Origin of the sequence: Pseudomonas sp. ADAK2, from assembly GCF_012935755.1 — a bacterium.
Taxonomy (GTDB): Bacteria; Pseudomonadota; Gammaproteobacteria; order Pseudomonadales; family Pseudomonadaceae; genus Aquipseudomonas.
Genome location: NZ_CP052862.1, coordinates 6,952,763 through 6,967,950, shown reverse-complemented (window position 1 = coordinate 6,967,950; position 15,188 = coordinate 6,952,763). Strand labels below are relative to the sequence as shown.

General features: G+C 60.1%; 13 protein-coding genes. All 13 read left to right on the top strand.

The genetic code is table 11. The annotated features are described in order from the left end of the window. Positions 1-2: 2 nt before the first annotated feature. The 13 genes from HKK52_RS31780 to nuoL all read left to right on the top strand — a co-directional run bounded on the left by HKK52_RS31780 (position 3) and on the right by nuoL (position 15,186). Entirely contained in the window at positions 3-764 is a 762-nt protein-coding gene (locus HKK52_RS31780; RefSeq protein WP_169374030.1) for a secretin N-terminal domain-containing protein, read from the top strand. A gap of 496 nt (positions 765-1,260) precedes the next feature. Further along, entirely contained in the window at positions 1,261-2,586 is a 1,326-nt protein-coding gene (gene aceA, locus HKK52_RS31775) for an isocitrate lyase (protein ID WP_008032724.1), read from the top strand. A gap of 706 nt (positions 2,587-3,292) precedes the next feature. Further along, positions 3,293-3,706 carry an NADH-quinone oxidoreductase subunit A gene (locus tag HKK52_RS31770; RefSeq protein ID WP_003223812.1) on the top strand — a complete coding sequence of 138 codons (414 nt, stop codon included), beginning with the start codon at positions 3,293-3,295 and terminating at the stop codon, positions 3,704-3,706. A 10-nt stretch (positions 3,707-3,716) separates the two neighbouring features. Then, positions 3,717-4,391, top strand: a complete 675-nt coding sequence (locus tag HKK52_RS31765) for a NuoB/complex I 20 kDa subunit family protein (protein ID WP_008146035.1) — start codon at positions 3,717-3,719, stop codon at positions 4,389-4,391. Positions 4,392-4,463: 72 nt separating this feature from the next. Next, the gene (gene nuoC, locus HKK52_RS31760) at positions 4,464-6,248 is read left to right on the top strand and encodes an NADH-quinone oxidoreductase subunit C/D (protein ID WP_054053672.1); all 1,785 of its coding nucleotides are present in this window, start codon (positions 4,464-4,466) and stop codon (positions 6,246-6,248) included. 2 nt (positions 6,249-6,250) lie between these two features. Beyond that, positions 6,251-6,748, top strand: coding sequence for an NADH-quinone oxidoreductase subunit NuoE (nuoE, locus tag HKK52_RS31755; protein ID WP_046037843.1), 498 nt, complete (start codon positions 6,251-6,253; stop codon positions 6,746-6,748). After that, positions 6,745-8,100: an NADH-quinone oxidoreductase subunit NuoF gene (gene nuoF, locus HKK52_RS31750; protein ID WP_169374029.1), complete on the top strand. Its 1,356-nt coding sequence runs from the start codon at positions 6,745-6,747 to the stop codon at positions 8,098-8,100. The genes nuoE and nuoF overlap by 4 nt, the downstream gene beginning before the upstream one ends. Positions 8,101-8,237: 137 nt before the next feature. Then, positions 8,238-10,952: an NADH-quinone oxidoreductase subunit NuoG gene (gene nuoG / locus HKK52_RS31745; protein ID WP_169374028.1), complete on the top strand. Its 2,715-nt coding sequence runs from the start codon at positions 8,238-8,240 to the stop codon at positions 10,950-10,952. Next, on the top strand, positions 10,949-11,956 hold the full coding sequence (nuoH, locus tag HKK52_RS31740) for an NADH-quinone oxidoreductase subunit NuoH (RefSeq protein WP_028623953.1): 1,008 nt from the start codon (positions 10,949-10,951) through the stop codon (positions 11,954-11,956). Before nuoG ends, nuoH begins: the two co-directional genes overlap by 4 nt. Positions 11,957-11,968: 12 nt before the next feature. Beyond that, on the top strand, positions 11,969-12,514 hold the full coding sequence (gene nuoI / locus HKK52_RS31735; protein ID WP_177331423.1) for an NADH-quinone oxidoreductase subunit NuoI: 546 nt from the start codon (positions 11,969-11,971) through the stop codon (positions 12,512-12,514). 9 nt (positions 12,515-12,523) lie between these two features. Beyond that, on the top strand, positions 12,524-13,024 hold the full coding sequence (gene nuoJ, locus HKK52_RS31730; RefSeq protein ID WP_169374027.1) for an NADH-quinone oxidoreductase subunit J: 501 nt from the start codon (positions 12,524-12,526) through the stop codon (positions 13,022-13,024). A gap of 3 nt (positions 13,025-13,027) precedes the next feature. Beyond that, complete coding sequence (gene nuoK / locus HKK52_RS31725) at positions 13,028-13,336, top strand: NADH-quinone oxidoreductase subunit NuoK (protein WP_133838688.1); 309 nt, start codon at positions 13,028-13,030, stop codon at positions 13,334-13,336. Then, positions 13,333-15,186 carry an NADH-quinone oxidoreductase subunit L gene (gene nuoL / locus HKK52_RS31720; protein WP_149659923.1) on the top strand — a complete coding sequence of 618 codons (1,854 nt, stop codon included), beginning with the start codon at positions 13,333-13,335 and terminating at the stop codon, positions 15,184-15,186. Before nuoK ends, nuoL begins: the two co-directional genes overlap by 4 nt. The last annotated feature ends 2 nt before the right edge of the window (positions 15,187-15,188 follow it).

The following is a 15,188-nucleotide window of genomic DNA, read 5'->3' as shown; positions in this document are numbered from 1 at the left end:
ACATGTCCCTACGCACCCTGCTCACCACGCTGCTGCTGACCTGCAGTTTTTCGGTCATGGCGGCCACCGAGATCGTGCCCCTGAATTACCGCACCGGCGCTGACATGCTGCCGGTGGCGCAGAATTTCATCGGCAAGGATGGCCAGGTCAGCGCCTATGGCAATCAGCTGATCGTCAATGCAGAACCCGACAAGATCGACGAACTTAAGACATTTCTTGCCCAACTCGACACCGCACCCAAGCGCCTGTTGATCACTGTCGACACCAACGAAAACAACTTCCAGGGCGACCAGGGTTACTCGGTAAACGGTGCCAAGCCGAGCCAGACCCGCATCATCAATCGCAGCACCGACAGCCGTGACGGCGGCATCCAGCAAGTGCAGGCAAGCGAAGGCGCACCGGCGCTGATCCAGGTCGGCCAGAGCGTGCCGCTGACCAGCACGCAGACCGACACTTACGGCCGACTGCAAAGCCAGACCGAGTATCGCAACGTCACCCAGGGGTTCTACGTCACCGCCAGCGTCACCGGCGACATCGTTCACCTGGCGATCAGTACCAATCGTGACCGCATGAGCCAGGAACGTCCCGATGTAGTGAATGTGCAAAGTACCGACACAACTGTCACGGGGCGCTTGGGCGAATGGATCACCCTGGCCGGCGTGAATCGCCAGACTCAGGCCGATAAACAAGGCGTAACCCGCAGCTACTCTACTCAGGGCCGGGATGACATGACCTTGCGGGTGAAAGTCGATACGCTGGACTAAAGCACCAAAAACTGACTGATGAGTCGTATTAGACTAAAGATGTAGTGCTTGAAAAAAAGCACTACAAAACGTTTGACGAGGCAAAAAAGCAAGGGCATGATGGCCTCGCTCCCGCTAATCAGGGGCCCTGGCAAGGGCCTTCGAGGCGCCGCTCGCATCTATCCCGCGAGACGCTTCGTGTCTGTACCGCCCACAAGGTGTGTTTGACGAGGTTGCCGACTGGAACGAAGTTGTCCCGAGGGACGGAAGCGTAATTAGGTAACCCGGCACCACTCTGATGTTCGCACCAAGGCCCACGATGCCCGAATGCGCCCGCCAGTCCGCCCTTACCTGCTCACTTCCCCTCGAGCCCATCGTTCATCCCGTCGCCATCCCCGCCGAAACCGACTTGACCGCCTAAGCTTCTGGTCAGCGAGCAGCCTTTTACGCCTCTTTGGACGTATCTGGCAGGAGCAGGAATTTTCCACCCCAGACCTATGCGACGAGGTTTATCTCCATGGCACTGACACGCGAACAGCAAATTGCAGCCCTCGAAAAAGATTGGGCTGAAAACCCACGCTGGAAAGGCGTGACACGCGCTTACTCCGCTGCTGACGTCGTCCGCCTGCGCGGCTCGGTTCAACCTGAGCACACCTTTGCAAAACTGGGCGCCGAGAAGCTGTGGAACCTGGTTACCCAGGGCGCCAAGCCGTCCTTCCGCCCTGAGAAAGATTTCGTCAACTGCATGGGCGCCCTGACCGGCGGCCAGGCTGTGCAACAAGTCAAAGCCGGTATCCAGGCGATTTACCTGTCGGGCTGGCAAGTGGCTGCGGACAACAACTCCGCCGAATCGATGTACCCGGACCAATCGCTGTACCCGGTGGACTCGGTTCCAACCGTGGTCAAGCGCATCAACAACTCGTTCCGTCGTGCTGACCAGATCCAGTGGAAAGCCGGTAAAGGTCCGGGCGACGAAGGCTACATCGACTACTTCGCGCCGATCGTGGCTGACGCCGAAGCCGGTTTCGGCGGCGTACTGAACGCTTACGAGCTGATGAAAAGCATGATCGAAGCAGGCGCCGCCGGCGTTCACTTCGAAGACCAGCTGGCTTCCGTGAAAAAATGCGGCCACATGGGCGGCAAGGTACTGGTTCCAACCCAGGAAGCCGTGCAGAAGCTGACCGCTGCTCGCCTGGCTGCTGACGTTGCCGGTACTCCGACCATCATCCTGGCCCGTACCGACGCTAACGCTGCTGACCTGCTGACGTCCGATTGCGACCCGTACGACCAGCCATTCGTGACTGGCGAACGTACTCAGGAAGGCTTCTACAAAGTGCGCGCCGGTCTCGACCAGGCCATCGCTCGCGGCCTGGCCTACGCGCCGTACGCCGACCTGATCTGGTGCGAAACCGCCAAGCCGGATCTGGACGAAGCTCGTCGCTTCGCCGAAGCGATCAAAAAGGAATACCCGGACCAACTGCTGTCGTACAACTGCTCGCCTTCCTTCAACTGGAAGAAAAACCTGGACGACGCGACCATCGCCAAGTTCCAGCGCGAACTGTCCGCCATGGGCTACAAGCACCAGTTCATCACCCTGGCCGGCATTCACAACATGTGGCACAGCATGTTCAACCTGGCGCACGACTACGCCCGCAACGACATGACTGCCTACGTGAAGCTGCAAGAGCAAGAGTTCGCTGACGCTGCCAAGGGTTACACCTTCGTGGCTCACCAGCAGGAAGTGGGCACCGGCTACTTCGACGACATGACCACCGTGATCCAGGGTGGCTCGTCTTCGGTGACCGCACTGACCGGTTCGACTGAAGAAGAACAGTTCCACTGATCTGCTTCACCTGAGCAAACGGCCGTTGCGGACCGAATAGAAAGCTAACCGCAACGTCGCACATCTGACGCCCCGACTGGTTCGGGGCGTTTTTTTTGCCTGCGATTTCTTGAACACCACGTCCCCCTGTAGCAGCTGCCGAAGGCTGCGTTCGGTTCGGGCCGCGTTCGGACGCAGCAGTCGTGAATCATGCGGTGATGTCTTTCGGGTGGATTGTACTCGCGGGATTGGCGAGGACTTCGTCCTCGAACGCAGCCTTCGGCAGCTGCTACAGGGATCGCGCGCTTGTCAGGTTCTGCGCTCAAAATCATTGATTCAAAGCAGTTTCCTGATCTGGAAAACACGGTAAAACGACCCCGCTCGCTACTTGCAGTAACGCGCATATAAGACAACTTCCCACTCACTCACCCGTTAAACAGTTTAAAAACCAACCCAAACAATATTGATTATCATTTAGCCGCAACTATGTTCGTTACATTCCTTACAAAACATAATTGGTGAAATGGCGGCTAATGCCCGACCCGCATGGCCTGCAGGGCTTTGGAGGTACGCTATGTCCTTATTCCTGTAAATAATTTCGCTATAGGAATTTTACTTGCACGGTGTTGTGCCATAAAATCACCGCGATTGATTGCTGCGACATATCGTCACTGCTTTGTTTCTTTTCAAGCTCAGAGACCTTTGCTCTCTGTTAAGGATTACCAGCATGCCCGAAGCGACAGGACTCATGGCCCACAACTGGGGCTTTGCCATTTTCCTTCTGGGCGTTGTCGGCCTTTGCGCCTTCATGCTCGGCGTCTCCAGCCTCCTCGGGTCAAAAGCCTGGGGCCGCAGCAAAAACGAACCGTTCGAGTCCGGCATGCTACCTACAGGTGGCGCCCGCTTGCGGCTCTCAGCCAAATTCTATCTGGTCGCGATGCTCTTCGTGATCTTCGATATCGAAGCCCTCTTTCTCTTTGCCTGGTCTGTGTCCGTCCGCGAAAGCGGCTGGACCGGATTCGTCGAAGCTCTCGTTTTCATAGCAATTCTGTTGGCAGGTCTTGTCTACCTGTTCCGAGTGGGCGCCCTTGACTGGGCTCCAGAAGCTCGTCGCAAGCGGCAGGCGAAGCTGAAACAATGAGGCTTTGGCAATGCAATACAATCTCACCAGGATCGACCCCGATGCTCCTAACGAGCAGTATCCGATTGGCGAGCGGGAAACCGTTTCCGATCCGTTAGAAGATCAAGTCCACAAAAACATCTTCATGGGCAAGCTCGAAGACGTGCTTAACGGCACGATCAACTGGGGGCGCAAGAACTCCCTGTGGCCGTATAACTTCGGTCTTTCGTGCTGCTACGTGGAAATGACCACCGCCTTCACGGCGCCCCACGACATCGCGCGCTTTGGCGCCGAGGTTATCCGGGCATCGCCGCGTCAGGCGGACTTCATGGTTATCGCCGGTACCTGCTTCATCAAGATGGCGCCGATCATTCAGCGTCTCTACGAGCAAATGCTCGAACCGAAATGGGTTATCTCCATGGGTTCGTGCGCCAACTCCGGTGGCATGTACGACATCTACTCCGTCGTTCAAGGGGTGGACAAGTTCCTGCCCGTGGACGTCTACGTGCCTGGCTGCCCGCCCCGTCCTGAAGCTTTCCTGCAAGGCTTGATGCTCTTGCAAGAGTCGATTGGACAGGAGCGTCGTCCGCTTTCCTGGGTCGTCGGCGATCAAGGCGTTTATCGCGCCGAGATGCCTTCGCAAAAGGAACAGCGCCGCGAACAGCGAATCGCAGTCACCAACCTGCGCAGCCCCGACGAAGTCTGATCCAGCTCTGCTTCTTTTATAGAACGAGACACTGGCTTCATTCTTTACGTTGACCGAAAGCGATAAATAACCATGACTACAGGCAGTGCTCTGTACATCCCGCCTTATAAGGCAGACGACCAGGATGTGGTCGTCGAACTGAACAACCGTTTTGGCCCCGAGGCGTTCACCGCTCAGCCTACCCGCACCGGCATGCCGGTGCTTTGGGTTGCCCGCGCCAAACTCGTCGAAGTCCTGACCTTCCTGCGCAACCTGCCCAAGCCGTACGTCATGCTCTATGACCTGCACGGCGTGGACGAGCGACTGCGCACCAAGCGTCAAGGGCTGCCAAGCGGCGCCGACTTCACTGTGTTCTATCACTTGATGTCGATCGAACGTAATAGTGACGTAATGATCAAGGTCGCCTTGTCCGAGAGCGACCTCAGCCTGCCGACCGTCACCAGCATCTGGCCGAACGCCAACTGGTACGAGCGGGAAGTCTGGGACATGTACGGCATCGACTTCAAAGGTCACCCGCACCTGACCCGCATCATGATGCCGCCGACCTGGGAAGGTCACCCGCTGCGCAAGGACTTCCCGGCCCGGGCCACCGAGTTCGACCCGTTCACCCTGAACCTGGCCAAGCAACAGCTTGAGGAAGAAGCCGCGCGCTTCAAGCCTGAAGACTGGGGCATGAAGCGTTCCGGGGCGAACGAGGACTACATGTTCCTCAACCTCGGCCCGAACCACCCTTCCGCGCACGGCGCGTTCCGCATCATCCTGCAGCTGGACGGTGAAGAGATCGTCGATTGCGTGCCGGACGTTGGCTACCACCACCGTGGTGCCGAGAAGATGGCCGAGCGTCAGTCCTGGCACAGCTTCATCCCGTACACCGACCGTATCGACTACCTCGGCGGCGTGATGAACAACCTGCCGTACGTGCTCTCGGTCGAGAAACTGGCCGGCATCAAGGTGCCCGAGAAGGTCGACGTCATCCGCATCATGATGGCCGAATTCTTCCGGATCACCAGCCACCTGCTGTTCCTGGGGACGTACATCCAGGACGTCGGCGCGATGACTCCGGTGTTCTTCACCTTCACCGACCGCCAGAAGGCGTACACGGTGATCGAAGCCATCACCGGTTTCCGTCTGCACCCGGCCTGGTACCGCATCGGTGGCGTCGCCCACGACCTGCCGCGCGGCTGGGAAAAACTGGTTAAAGACTTCGTCGAGTGGATGCCAAAGCGTCTGGACGAATACCAGAAAGCCGCGCTGGACAACAGCATCCTCAAGGGCCGGACCATCGGCGTTGCCGCCTACAACACCAAAGAGGCCCTGGAATGGGGCGTCACCGGTGCCGGCCTGCGTTCGACCGGTTGCGACTTCGACCTGCGTAAAGCGCGTCCGTACTCCGGCTACGAGAACTTCGAATTCGAAGTGCCGCTGGCGGCCAATGGCGATGCCTACGACCGTTGCATCGTGCGCGTCGAAGAAATGCGCCAGAGCCTGAAGATCATCGAGCAGTGCATGCGCAACATGCCGGAAGGCCCGTACAAGGCGGATCACCCGCTGACCACGCCGCCGCCGAAAGAACGCACGCTGCAGCACATCGAGACCTTGATCACGCACTTCCTGCAAGTTTCGTGGGGCCCGGTCATGCCGGCCAACGAATCCTTCCAGATGATCGAAGCGACCAAGGGCATCAACAGTTATTACCTGACGAGCGATGGCGGCACCATGAGCTACCGCACCCGGATTCGTACCCCAAGCTTCCCGCACTTGCAGCAGATCCCTTCGGTGATCAAAGGCAGCATGGTCGCGGACTTGATCGCGTACCTGGGTAGTATCGATTTCGTTATGGCCGACGTGGACCGCTAAGCATGAACAGCACGCTTATCCAGACAGACCGTTTCACCTTGAGTGAAACCGAGCGCTCGGCCATCGAGCACGAGCTGCATCACTACGAAGACCCGCGCGCGGCGTCGATCGAAGCCCTGAAGATCGTTCAGAAGGAACGTGGCTGGGTGCCTGACGGCGCGCTCTACGCCATCGGCGAGATCCTCGGCATCCCGGCCAGCGACGTTGAAGGGGTGGCGACGTTCTATAGCCAGATCTTCCGTCAGCCGGTCGGCCGCCACATCATTCGCGTCTGCGACAGCATGGTCTGCTACATCGGCGGCCACGAGTCGGTGGTCAGCGAAATCCAGAGCAAGCTCGGCATCGGCCTGGGTCAAACCACCGCCGACGGTCGTTTCACCCTGCTGCCGGTCTGCTGCCTCGGCAACTGCGACAAGGCGCCGGCGTTGATGATCGACGACGACACTTTCGGTGATGTGCAGCCTGCTGGCGTCGCCAACTTGCTCGAGGGCTACGTATGACCCTGACTTCCTTCGGTCCTGCCAACCGCATCAAGCGTTCGGCCGAGACTCACCCGCTGACCTGGCGCCTGCGTGACGACGGCGAGGCCGTGTGGCTCGACGAGTACCAGGCCAAGAACGGTTACGCGGCGGCGCGCAAAGCCTTCGCCGACATGGCCCAGGACGACATCGTCCAGACCGTGAAAGACGCCGGCCTGAAAGGTCGCGGCGGTGCAGGCTTCCCCACTGGCGTGAAGTGGGGCCTGATGCCGAAAGACGAATCCATCAACATCCGCTACCTGCTGTGCAACGCGGACGAGATGGAACCGAACACCTGGAAAGACCGCATGCTGATGGAGCAACTGCCCCATCTGCTGATCGAAGGCATGCTGATCAGTGCCCGCGCGCTGAAAACCTACCGTGGCTACATCTTCCTGCGTGGCGAATACACCACCGCCGCCAAGCACCTGAACCGTGCCGTGGAAGAAGCCAAGGCAGCCGGCCTGCTGGGCAAGAATATTCTGGGCAGCGGCTTCGATTTCGAGCTGTTCGTCCACACCGGCGCCGGGCGTTACATCTGCGGTGAAGAAACCGCACTGATCAACTCCCTCGAAGGCCGCCGCGCCAACCCGCGCTCCAAGCCGCCCTTCCCTGCCGCCGTTGGCGTGTGGGGCAAGCCGACTTGCGTGAACAACGTTGAAACCCTGTGCAACGTGCCGGCGATCATTGCCGACGGCGTGGACTGGTACAAATCGTTGGCTCGCGAAGGCAGTGAAGACATGGGCACCAAGCTCATGGGCTTCTCCGGCAAGGTCAAGAACCCGGGCCTGTGGGAATTGCCGTTCGGCATCACCGGTCGCGAGTTGTTCGAAGACTACGCCGGCGGCATGCGCGACGGCTTCACGCTCAAGGCCTGGCAGCCAGGCGGCGCCGGTACCGGTTTCCTGTTGCCGGAACACCTGGATGCACAAATGTACGCCGGCGGCATCGCCAAGGTGGGAACCCGGATGGGTACCGGCCTGGCCATGGCGGTGGACGACAGCGTCAACATGGTGTCCCTGCTGCGCAACATGGAAGAGTTCTTCTCCCGCGAGTCGTGCGGCTTCTGCACCCCGTGCCGTGACGGTTTGCCGTGGAGCGTCAAGCTACTGCGTGCAATCGAGAACGGTGAAGGGCAAGCCGGCGATATCGAGACCCTGCTGGGTCTGGTCGGTTTCCTCGGCCCTGGCAAGACCTTCTGTGCTCACGCACCGGGCGCCGTGGAGCCATTGGGCAGCGCAATCAAATACTTCCGTCCAGAGTTCGAAGCCGGCATAGCGCCTGTCAGCGCCGCCGTCCCGCCTCTGGCAAGGCCGATCGTAGTCGGCGCGTAAACGCTTAAAAAGGCGAAGGGTCCGTGCCCTTCGCCTTCTCGTGTGATGACGCCTTCATCGGCTGTGTTGATTCACGCGAATAACAAGATTCCATTAGCCACGCCCGCTGACACCGGGCCAACGAAGAACTTTGAACCATGGCCACTATCCACGTAGACGGCAAAGAGCTCGAAGTCGATGGGGCAGACAACCTGTTACAGGCATGTCTGTCGCTAGGCCTCGATATCCCTTATTTCTGCTGGCACCCCGCCCTTGGCAGCGTTGGCGCTTGCCGCCAGTGCGCGGTCAAGCAGTACACCGACGCCAACGACACCCGTGGTCGGATCGTCATGTCCTGCATGACCCCCGCCACCGACGGCAGCTGGATCTCCATCGAAGACGAAGAGGCGAAAGTGTTTCGCGCCAGCGTCGTCGAATGGCTGATGACCAACCACCCTCACGACTGCCCGGTCTGTGAAGAAGGCGGTCATTGCCACCTGCAAGACATGACGGTAATGACCGGCCACAACGAGCGCCGTTACCGCTTCACCAAGCGTACTCACCAGAACCAGGATCTCGGCCCGTTCATCGGTCACGAGATGAACCGCTGCATCGCCTGCTACCGCTGCGTGCGCTTCTATAAGGACTACGCCGGCGGCACCGACCTCGGTGTGTTCGGCGCCCACGACAACGTGTACTTCGGTCGCGTTGAAGACGGCACCCTGGAAAGCGAGTTCTCCGGCAACCTCACCGAGGTCTGCCCGACCGGTGTGTTCACCGACAAGACTCACTCCGAGCGCTACAACCGCAAGTGGGACATGCAGTTCTCGCCGAGCATCTGCCATGGCTGCTCCAGCGGCTGCAACATCTCCCCGGGCGAACGCTACGGTGAACTGCGTCGGATCGAAAACCGCTTCAACGGTTCGGTCAACCAGTACTTCCTGTGCGACCGCGGCCGTTTCGGCTACGGCTACGTCAACCGCGAAGACCGCCCGCGTCAGCCATTGCTGGCCAATGGTGCCAAGCTGACCCTCGACGAAGCGCTGGATAAAGCCGCCGACCTGCTGCGCGGTCGCAACATCGTCGGTATCGGTTCGCCCCGCGCCAGTCTCGAAAGCAACTTCGCGTTGCGCGAACTGGTCGGTGCCGAGCACTTCTACTCCGGTATCGAAGCCGCCGAGCTGGAGCGCATTCGTCTGGTCATGCAAGTTCTGAAAGACAGCCCGCTGCCGATCCCGAACATGCGCGACATCGAAAACCACGACGCGATCTTCGTCCTCGGTGAAGACCTGACCCAGACCGCTGCGCGCATGGCCCTGTCCCTGCGTCAATCGGTCAAAGGCAAAGCCGAAGACATGGCCGACGCCATGCGCGTTCAGCCGTGGCTCGACGCCGCCGTGAAGAACATCGGTCAGAAAGAACTGAACCCGCTGTTCATCGCCAGCCTGGCTGAAACCAAGCTCGACGACATCGCTGAAGAATGCGTACACGCCGCTCCAGACGACCTGGCCCGCATCGGTTTCGCCGTGGCTCACGCCCTCGACGCCAGCGCTCCAGCGGTTGAAGGCCTCGATACTGAAGCCCTCGACCTGGCCAAGCGCATTGCCGACGCCCTGCTCGCTGCCAAGCGTCCGCTGATCATCGCCGGTACTTCCCTGGGCTCCAAAGCCTTGATCGAAGCCGCGGCGAACATCGCCAAGGCCCTGAAGCTGCGCGAGAAGAACGGTTCCATCAGCCTGATCGTGCCAGAGGCCAACAGCCTTGGCCTGGCCATGCTCGGTGGCAACTCGGTCGACGACGCGCTGCAAGCGGTAATCGACGGTAAGGCCGACGCCATCGTCGTGCTGGAAAACGATCTGTACACCCGCACCGACAAAGCCAAGGTCGATGCTGCCCTGAACGCCGCGAAAGTGGTGATCGTGGCGGACCATCAGAAGACTGCTACCAGCGATCGCGCGCACCTGGTTCTGCCAGCCGCCAGCTTCGCGGAAGGCGACGGTACGCTGGTCAGCCAGGAAGGCCGCGCCCAGCGCTTCTTCCAGGTGTTCGACCCGAAATACATGGACGCGAGCATCCTGGTTCACGAAGGCTGGCGCTGGCTGCATGCCCTGCGCGCAACCTTGTTGAACCAGCCAATCGACTGGACCCAACTGGACCACGTCACCGCTGCCGTCGCTTCGAGCACGCCGCAACTGGCGCGCATCGTTGATGCCGCACCGTCCGCCGCGTTCCGCATCAAGGGCATGAAGCTGGCCCGCGAACCGCTGCGTTACTCCGGTCGTACCGCCATGCGCGCTGACATCAGCGTCCATGAACCGCGTACCCCGCAAGACAACGACACCGCGTTCAACTTCTCGATGGAAGGTTACTCGGGCTCGGTCGAACCGCGTCAGCAAGTGCCATTCGCCTGGTCCCCGGGCTGGAACTCGCCGCAAGCCTGGAACAAGTTTCAGGACGAAGTCGGTGGTCACATCCGCGCTGGCGACCCAGGCACCCGCCTGATCGAAAGCACCGGTGACTCGCTGAACTGGTTCGCCAGTGTTCCGCGCGCGTTCAACCCGGCTCCAGGCACCTGGCAAGTCGTGCCGTTCTTCCACCTGCTCGGCAGCGAAGAAAACTCTTCGAAAGCCGCACCGGTTCAGGAACGCATCCCGGCCGCCTACGTCGCTCTGGCCAAATCCGAAGCCGATCGTCTTGGCGTCAACGACGGTGCCCTGCTCAGCGTGAACGTGGATGGCCAGACCCTGCGTCTGCCGCTGCGTATCAATGAAGAGCTGGGCGCTGGCCTGGTGGCATTGCCTGCGGGTATCGCCGGCATTCCAGCGGCGATCTTTGGCAAAACCGTTGACGGACTGCAGGAGGCAGCTCAATGACCTGGTTCACTCCTGAAGTGATTGACGTGATCATCGCGGTCCTCAAGGCCATCGTGATTCTGCTCGCCGTAGTGGTGTGCGGCGCGCTGCTGAGCTGGGTCGAGCGTCGTCTGCTCGCCCTCTGGCAGGACCGTTACGGTCCGAACCGCGTCGGCCCGTTCGGTGCGTTCCAGATCGCGGCCGACATGATCAAGATGTTCTTCAAGGAAGACTGGACCCCGCCGTTCGCCGACAAGATGATCTTCACCCTGGCACCAGTAGTCGCCATGAGCGCCCTGCTGATTGCCTTCGCGATCATCCCGATCACCCCAACGTGGGGCGTGGCGGACATCAACATCGGCATTCTGTTCTTCTTCGCCATGGCCGGTCTGTCGGTCTACGCGGTGTTGTTCGCCGGCTGGTCGAGTAACAACAAGTTCGCCCTGCTGGGCAGCTTGCGGGCCTCGGCACAAACCGTGTCGTACGAAGTGTTCATGGGCCTGTCACTGATGGGCATCGTGATCCAGGTCGGCTCGTTCAACATGCGCGACATCGTTGAATATCAAGCGCAGAACCTGTGGTTCATCATTCCGCAGATCTTCGGTTTCCTGACCTTCTTCATCGCTGGCGTCGCCGTGACTCACCGTCACCCGTTCGACCAGCCGGAAGCGGAACAGGAACTGGCCGACGGTTACCACATTGAATACGCCGGCATGAAATGGGGCATGTTCTTCGTCGGTGAGTACATCGGCATCGTGTTGATTTCGGCGCTGCTGGTGACCCTGTTCTTCGGTGGCTGGCACGGTCCGTTCGGCATTCTGCCGCAGATCCCGTTCATCTGGTTCGCGCTGAAAACCGCGTTCTTCATCATGATCTTCATCCTGTTGCGCGCCTCGATTCCGCGCCCACGGTATGACCAAGTGATGGATTTCAGCTGGAAGTTCTGCCTGCCGCTGACCCTCGTCAACATGCTGGTGACCGCTGCGATCGTGTTGCTCAACACGCCCGCCGTCGCGGCTCAGTGAGGATAGAGAATCATGAAGTACATATTTGACATCGTGCATGGCTTCTTCACCCAGCTTCGCAGCCTGGTGATGATCTTCGGCCATGCCTTCCGCAAGCGCGACACGCTGCAGTACCCGGAAGAAGCCGTGTACCTGCCGCCGCGCTACCGTGGCCGTATCGTCCTGACCCGCGACCCTGATGGCGAAGAGCGTTGTGTAGCCTGCAACCTGTGCGCCGTGGCATGCCCAGTCGGTTGCATCTCGCTGCAGAAAGCCGAAACCGAAGACGGTCGCTGGTACCCGGACTTCTTCCGCATCAACTTCTCGCGCTGCATCTTTTGCGGCCTCTGCGAGGAAGCCTGCCCGACCACCGCGATCCAGCTGACACCGGATTTCGAGATGGCCGAGTTCAAACGTCAGGACCTGGTTTACGAGAAAGAAGATCTGCTGATCTCCGGCCCCGGCAAAAACCCTGATTACAACTTCTATCGTGTTGCAGGTATGGCGATTGCCGGGAAGCCGAAAGGCGCCGCGCAGAATGAAGCCGAACCGATCAACGTGAAGAGCTTGCTGCCTTAAGGAAGAAAGATGGAATTCGCTTTCTATTTCGCATCGGGTATCGCGGTTGTGGCCACGCTTCGCGTGATCACCAACACCAACCCTGTGCACGCCCTGCTCTACCTGATCATTTCGCTGATTGCCGTGGCGATGACCTTTTTCGCCCTCGGCGCACCGTTCGCCGGTGTGCTGGAAGTGATCGCCTATGCTGGCGCCATCATGGTGCTGTTCGTGTTCGTGGTGATGATGCTCAACCTTGGCCCGGCCTCGGTTCAGCAAGAGCGCGTCTGGCTCAAGCCCGGCATCTGGCTCGGCCCGGTGGTTCTCGGCGCCCTGCTGCTGGCTGAACTGCTGTACGTCCTGTTCAGCCATTCCAGCGGCCAGGCCGTCGGCCACACCACCGTAGATGCAAAAGCCGTGGGCATCAGCCTGTTCGGTCCGTATCTGCTGGTGGTCGAACTCGCCTCGATGTTGCTGCTCGCCGCAGCCGTCACGGCGTTCCATCTCGGCCGTAACGAGGCGAAGGAGTAAGTCATGCCTGCTATCCCAATGGAACATGGCCTGGCGGTTGCCGGCATCCTGTTCTGCCTCGGTCTGGTCGGCCTGATGGTCCGCCGCAACATTCTCTTCGTGCTGATGAGCCTGGAGGTCATGATGAATGCCTCCGCGTTGGCGTTCATCGTCGCCGGTAGCCGCTGGGGCCAGCCGGATGGACAGATCATGTTCATCCTGGTGATCAGCCTGGCAGCCGCCGAGGCCAGTATTGGCCTGGCGATTCTGTTGCAGCTGTATCGCCGCTTCCACACTCTCGATATCGACGCTGCCAGCGAGATGCGCGGATGAATCTTCTCTATCTGACTTTCGTATTCCCTCTCATAGGTTTCCTGCTGCTGTCGTTCTCACGCGGCCGCTTCTCGGAAAACCTGTCGGCGCTGATTGGCGTCGGTTCCATCGGCCTGTCGGCGATCGTCGCCGCTTATGTGATCTGGCAATTCAACGTCGCCCCGCCGGAAGGCGGTCACTACACGCAAGTGTTGTGGCAGTGGATGGCCGTTGAAGGCTTCACGCCTAACTTCGCCCTGTACCTGGATGGCCTGTCGGTCACCATGCTCGGTGTGGTGGTCGGCGTCGGCTTCCTGATCCACTTGTTCGCGTCCTGGTACATGCGCGGTGAAGACGGTTACTCGCGCTTCTTCGCCTACACCAACCTGTTTATCGCCAGCATGCTGTTCCTGATCCTGGGCGATAACCTGTTGTTCCTGTACTTCGGCTGGGAAGGCGTGGGCCTGTGCTCGTACCTGTTGATCGGTTTCTACTACAGCAACCGCAACAACGGTAACGCGGCACTCAAAGCCTTTATCGTGACCCGGATCGGCGACGTGTTCATGGCCATCGGCCTGTTCATCCTGTTCCAACAGTTGGGCACGCTGAACGTCCAGGAACTGTTGGTGCTGGCACCGCAGAAGTTCCAGGTCGGCGACTTCTGGATCGTCCTGGCGACCCTGATGCTGCTGGGCGGCGCTGTCGGTAAATCCGCGCAACTGCCGCTGCAAACCTGGCTGGCGGATGCGATGGCCGGTCCTACCCCGGTTTCGGCACTGATCCACGCCGCGACCATGGTGACCGCAGGTGTTTACCTGATCGCTCGTACTCACGGCTTGTTCGCCCTGGCGCCGGATATCCTGCACCTGGTCGGCGTCGTCGGCGGTGTGACGCTGGTTCTGGCGGGTTTCGCGGCACTGGTACAAACCGACATCAAACGTATCCTCGCCTACTCGACCATGAGCCAGATCGGCTACATGTTCCTGGCCCTGGGCGTTGGTGCATGGGATGGCGCGATTTTCCACCTGATGACCCACGCCTTCTTCAAGGCGCTGCTGTTCCTTGCCTCCGGTGCGGTGATCGTTGCCTGCCACCACGAGCAGAACATCTTCAAGATGGGCGGCCTGTGGAAGAAACTGCCGCTGGCCTACACCAGCTTCATCGTCGGCGGCGCGGCACTGTCGGCCCTGCCACTGGTGACCGCAGGCTTCTACTCCAAGGACGAAATCCTCTGGGAAGCGTTCGCCAGCGGCAACCACGGTCTGTTGTACGCAGGTCTGGTCGGCGCGTTCATGACTTCGCTGTACACCTTCCGCCTGATCTTCATCGCGTTCCACGGTGAAGCGAAGACCGAAGCCCACGCCGGTCACGGCATCGCTCACTGGCTGCCACTGTCGGTGCTGATCGTGTTGTCGACTTTCGTCGGCGCGATGATCGTGCCACCGCTGCACGGCGTGTTGCCAGAGAGCGTCGGCCATGCCGGCGGCGAAGCCAAGCACAGTCTGGAAATCGCTTCGGGCGCCATTGCCCTGGCCGGTATCCTGCTGGCCGCGCTGCTGTTCCTCGGCAAGCGTCGTTTCGTCACTGCAATCGCCAACAGCGGCATCGGCCGCTTCCTTTCGGCCTGGTGGTTCGCTGCCTGGGGCTTCGACTGGATCTACGACAAACTGTTCGTCAAGCCATACCTTGCGATCAGCCACGCACTGCGCAAAGACCCGCTCGATCAGACCATCGGTTTGATCCCGCGTATGGCCAAAGGCGGCCACACCGCCCTGAGCCGTACCGAAACCGGTCAACTGCGTTGGTACGCGGCCTCGATGGCAGCCGGCTCCGTGCTGGTCATCGGCGCCATCGTGCTGGTAGCGGTCTGAAT

Coding starts and splice junctions, on each gene's coding strand:
- aceA (WP_008032724.1), top strand. CDS start 1,261: ATGGCACTGACACGCGAACAGCAAATTGCAGCCCTCGAAAAAGATTGG.
- nuoI (WP_177331423.1), top strand. CDS start 11,969: ATGAAGTACATATTTGACATCGTGCATGGCTTCTTCACCCAGCTTCGC.
- nuoF (WP_169374029.1), top strand. CDS start 6,745: ATGACCCTGACTTCCTTCGGTCCTGCCAACCGCATCAAGCGTTCGGCC.
- nuoC (WP_054053672.1), top strand. CDS start 4,464: ATGACTACAGGCAGTGCTCTGTACATCCCGCCTTATAAGGCAGACGAC.
- nuoH (WP_028623953.1), top strand. CDS start 10,949: ATGACCTGGTTCACTCCTGAAGTGATTGACGTGATCATCGCGGTCCTC.
- HKK52_RS31780 (WP_169374030.1), top strand. CDS start 3: ATGTCCCTACGCACCCTGCTCACCACGCTGCTGCTGACCTGCAGTTTT.
- HKK52_RS31765 (WP_008146035.1), top strand. CDS start 3,717: ATGCAATACAATCTCACCAGGATCGACCCCGATGCTCCTAACGAGCAG.
- nuoL (WP_149659923.1), top strand. CDS start 13,333: ATGAATCTTCTCTATCTGACTTTCGTATTCCCTCTCATAGGTTTCCTG.
- HKK52_RS31770 (WP_003223812.1), top strand. CDS start 3,293: ATGCCCGAAGCGACAGGACTCATGGCCCACAACTGGGGCTTTGCCATT.
- nuoE (WP_046037843.1), top strand. CDS start 6,251: ATGAACAGCACGCTTATCCAGACAGACCGTTTCACCTTGAGTGAAACC.
- nuoJ (WP_169374027.1), top strand. CDS start 12,524: ATGGAATTCGCTTTCTATTTCGCATCGGGTATCGCGGTTGTGGCCACG.
- nuoG (WP_169374028.1), top strand. CDS start 8,238: ATGGCCACTATCCACGTAGACGGCAAAGAGCTCGAAGTCGATGGGGCA.
- nuoK (WP_133838688.1), top strand. CDS start 13,028: ATGCCTGCTATCCCAATGGAACATGGCCTGGCGGTTGCCGGCATCCTG.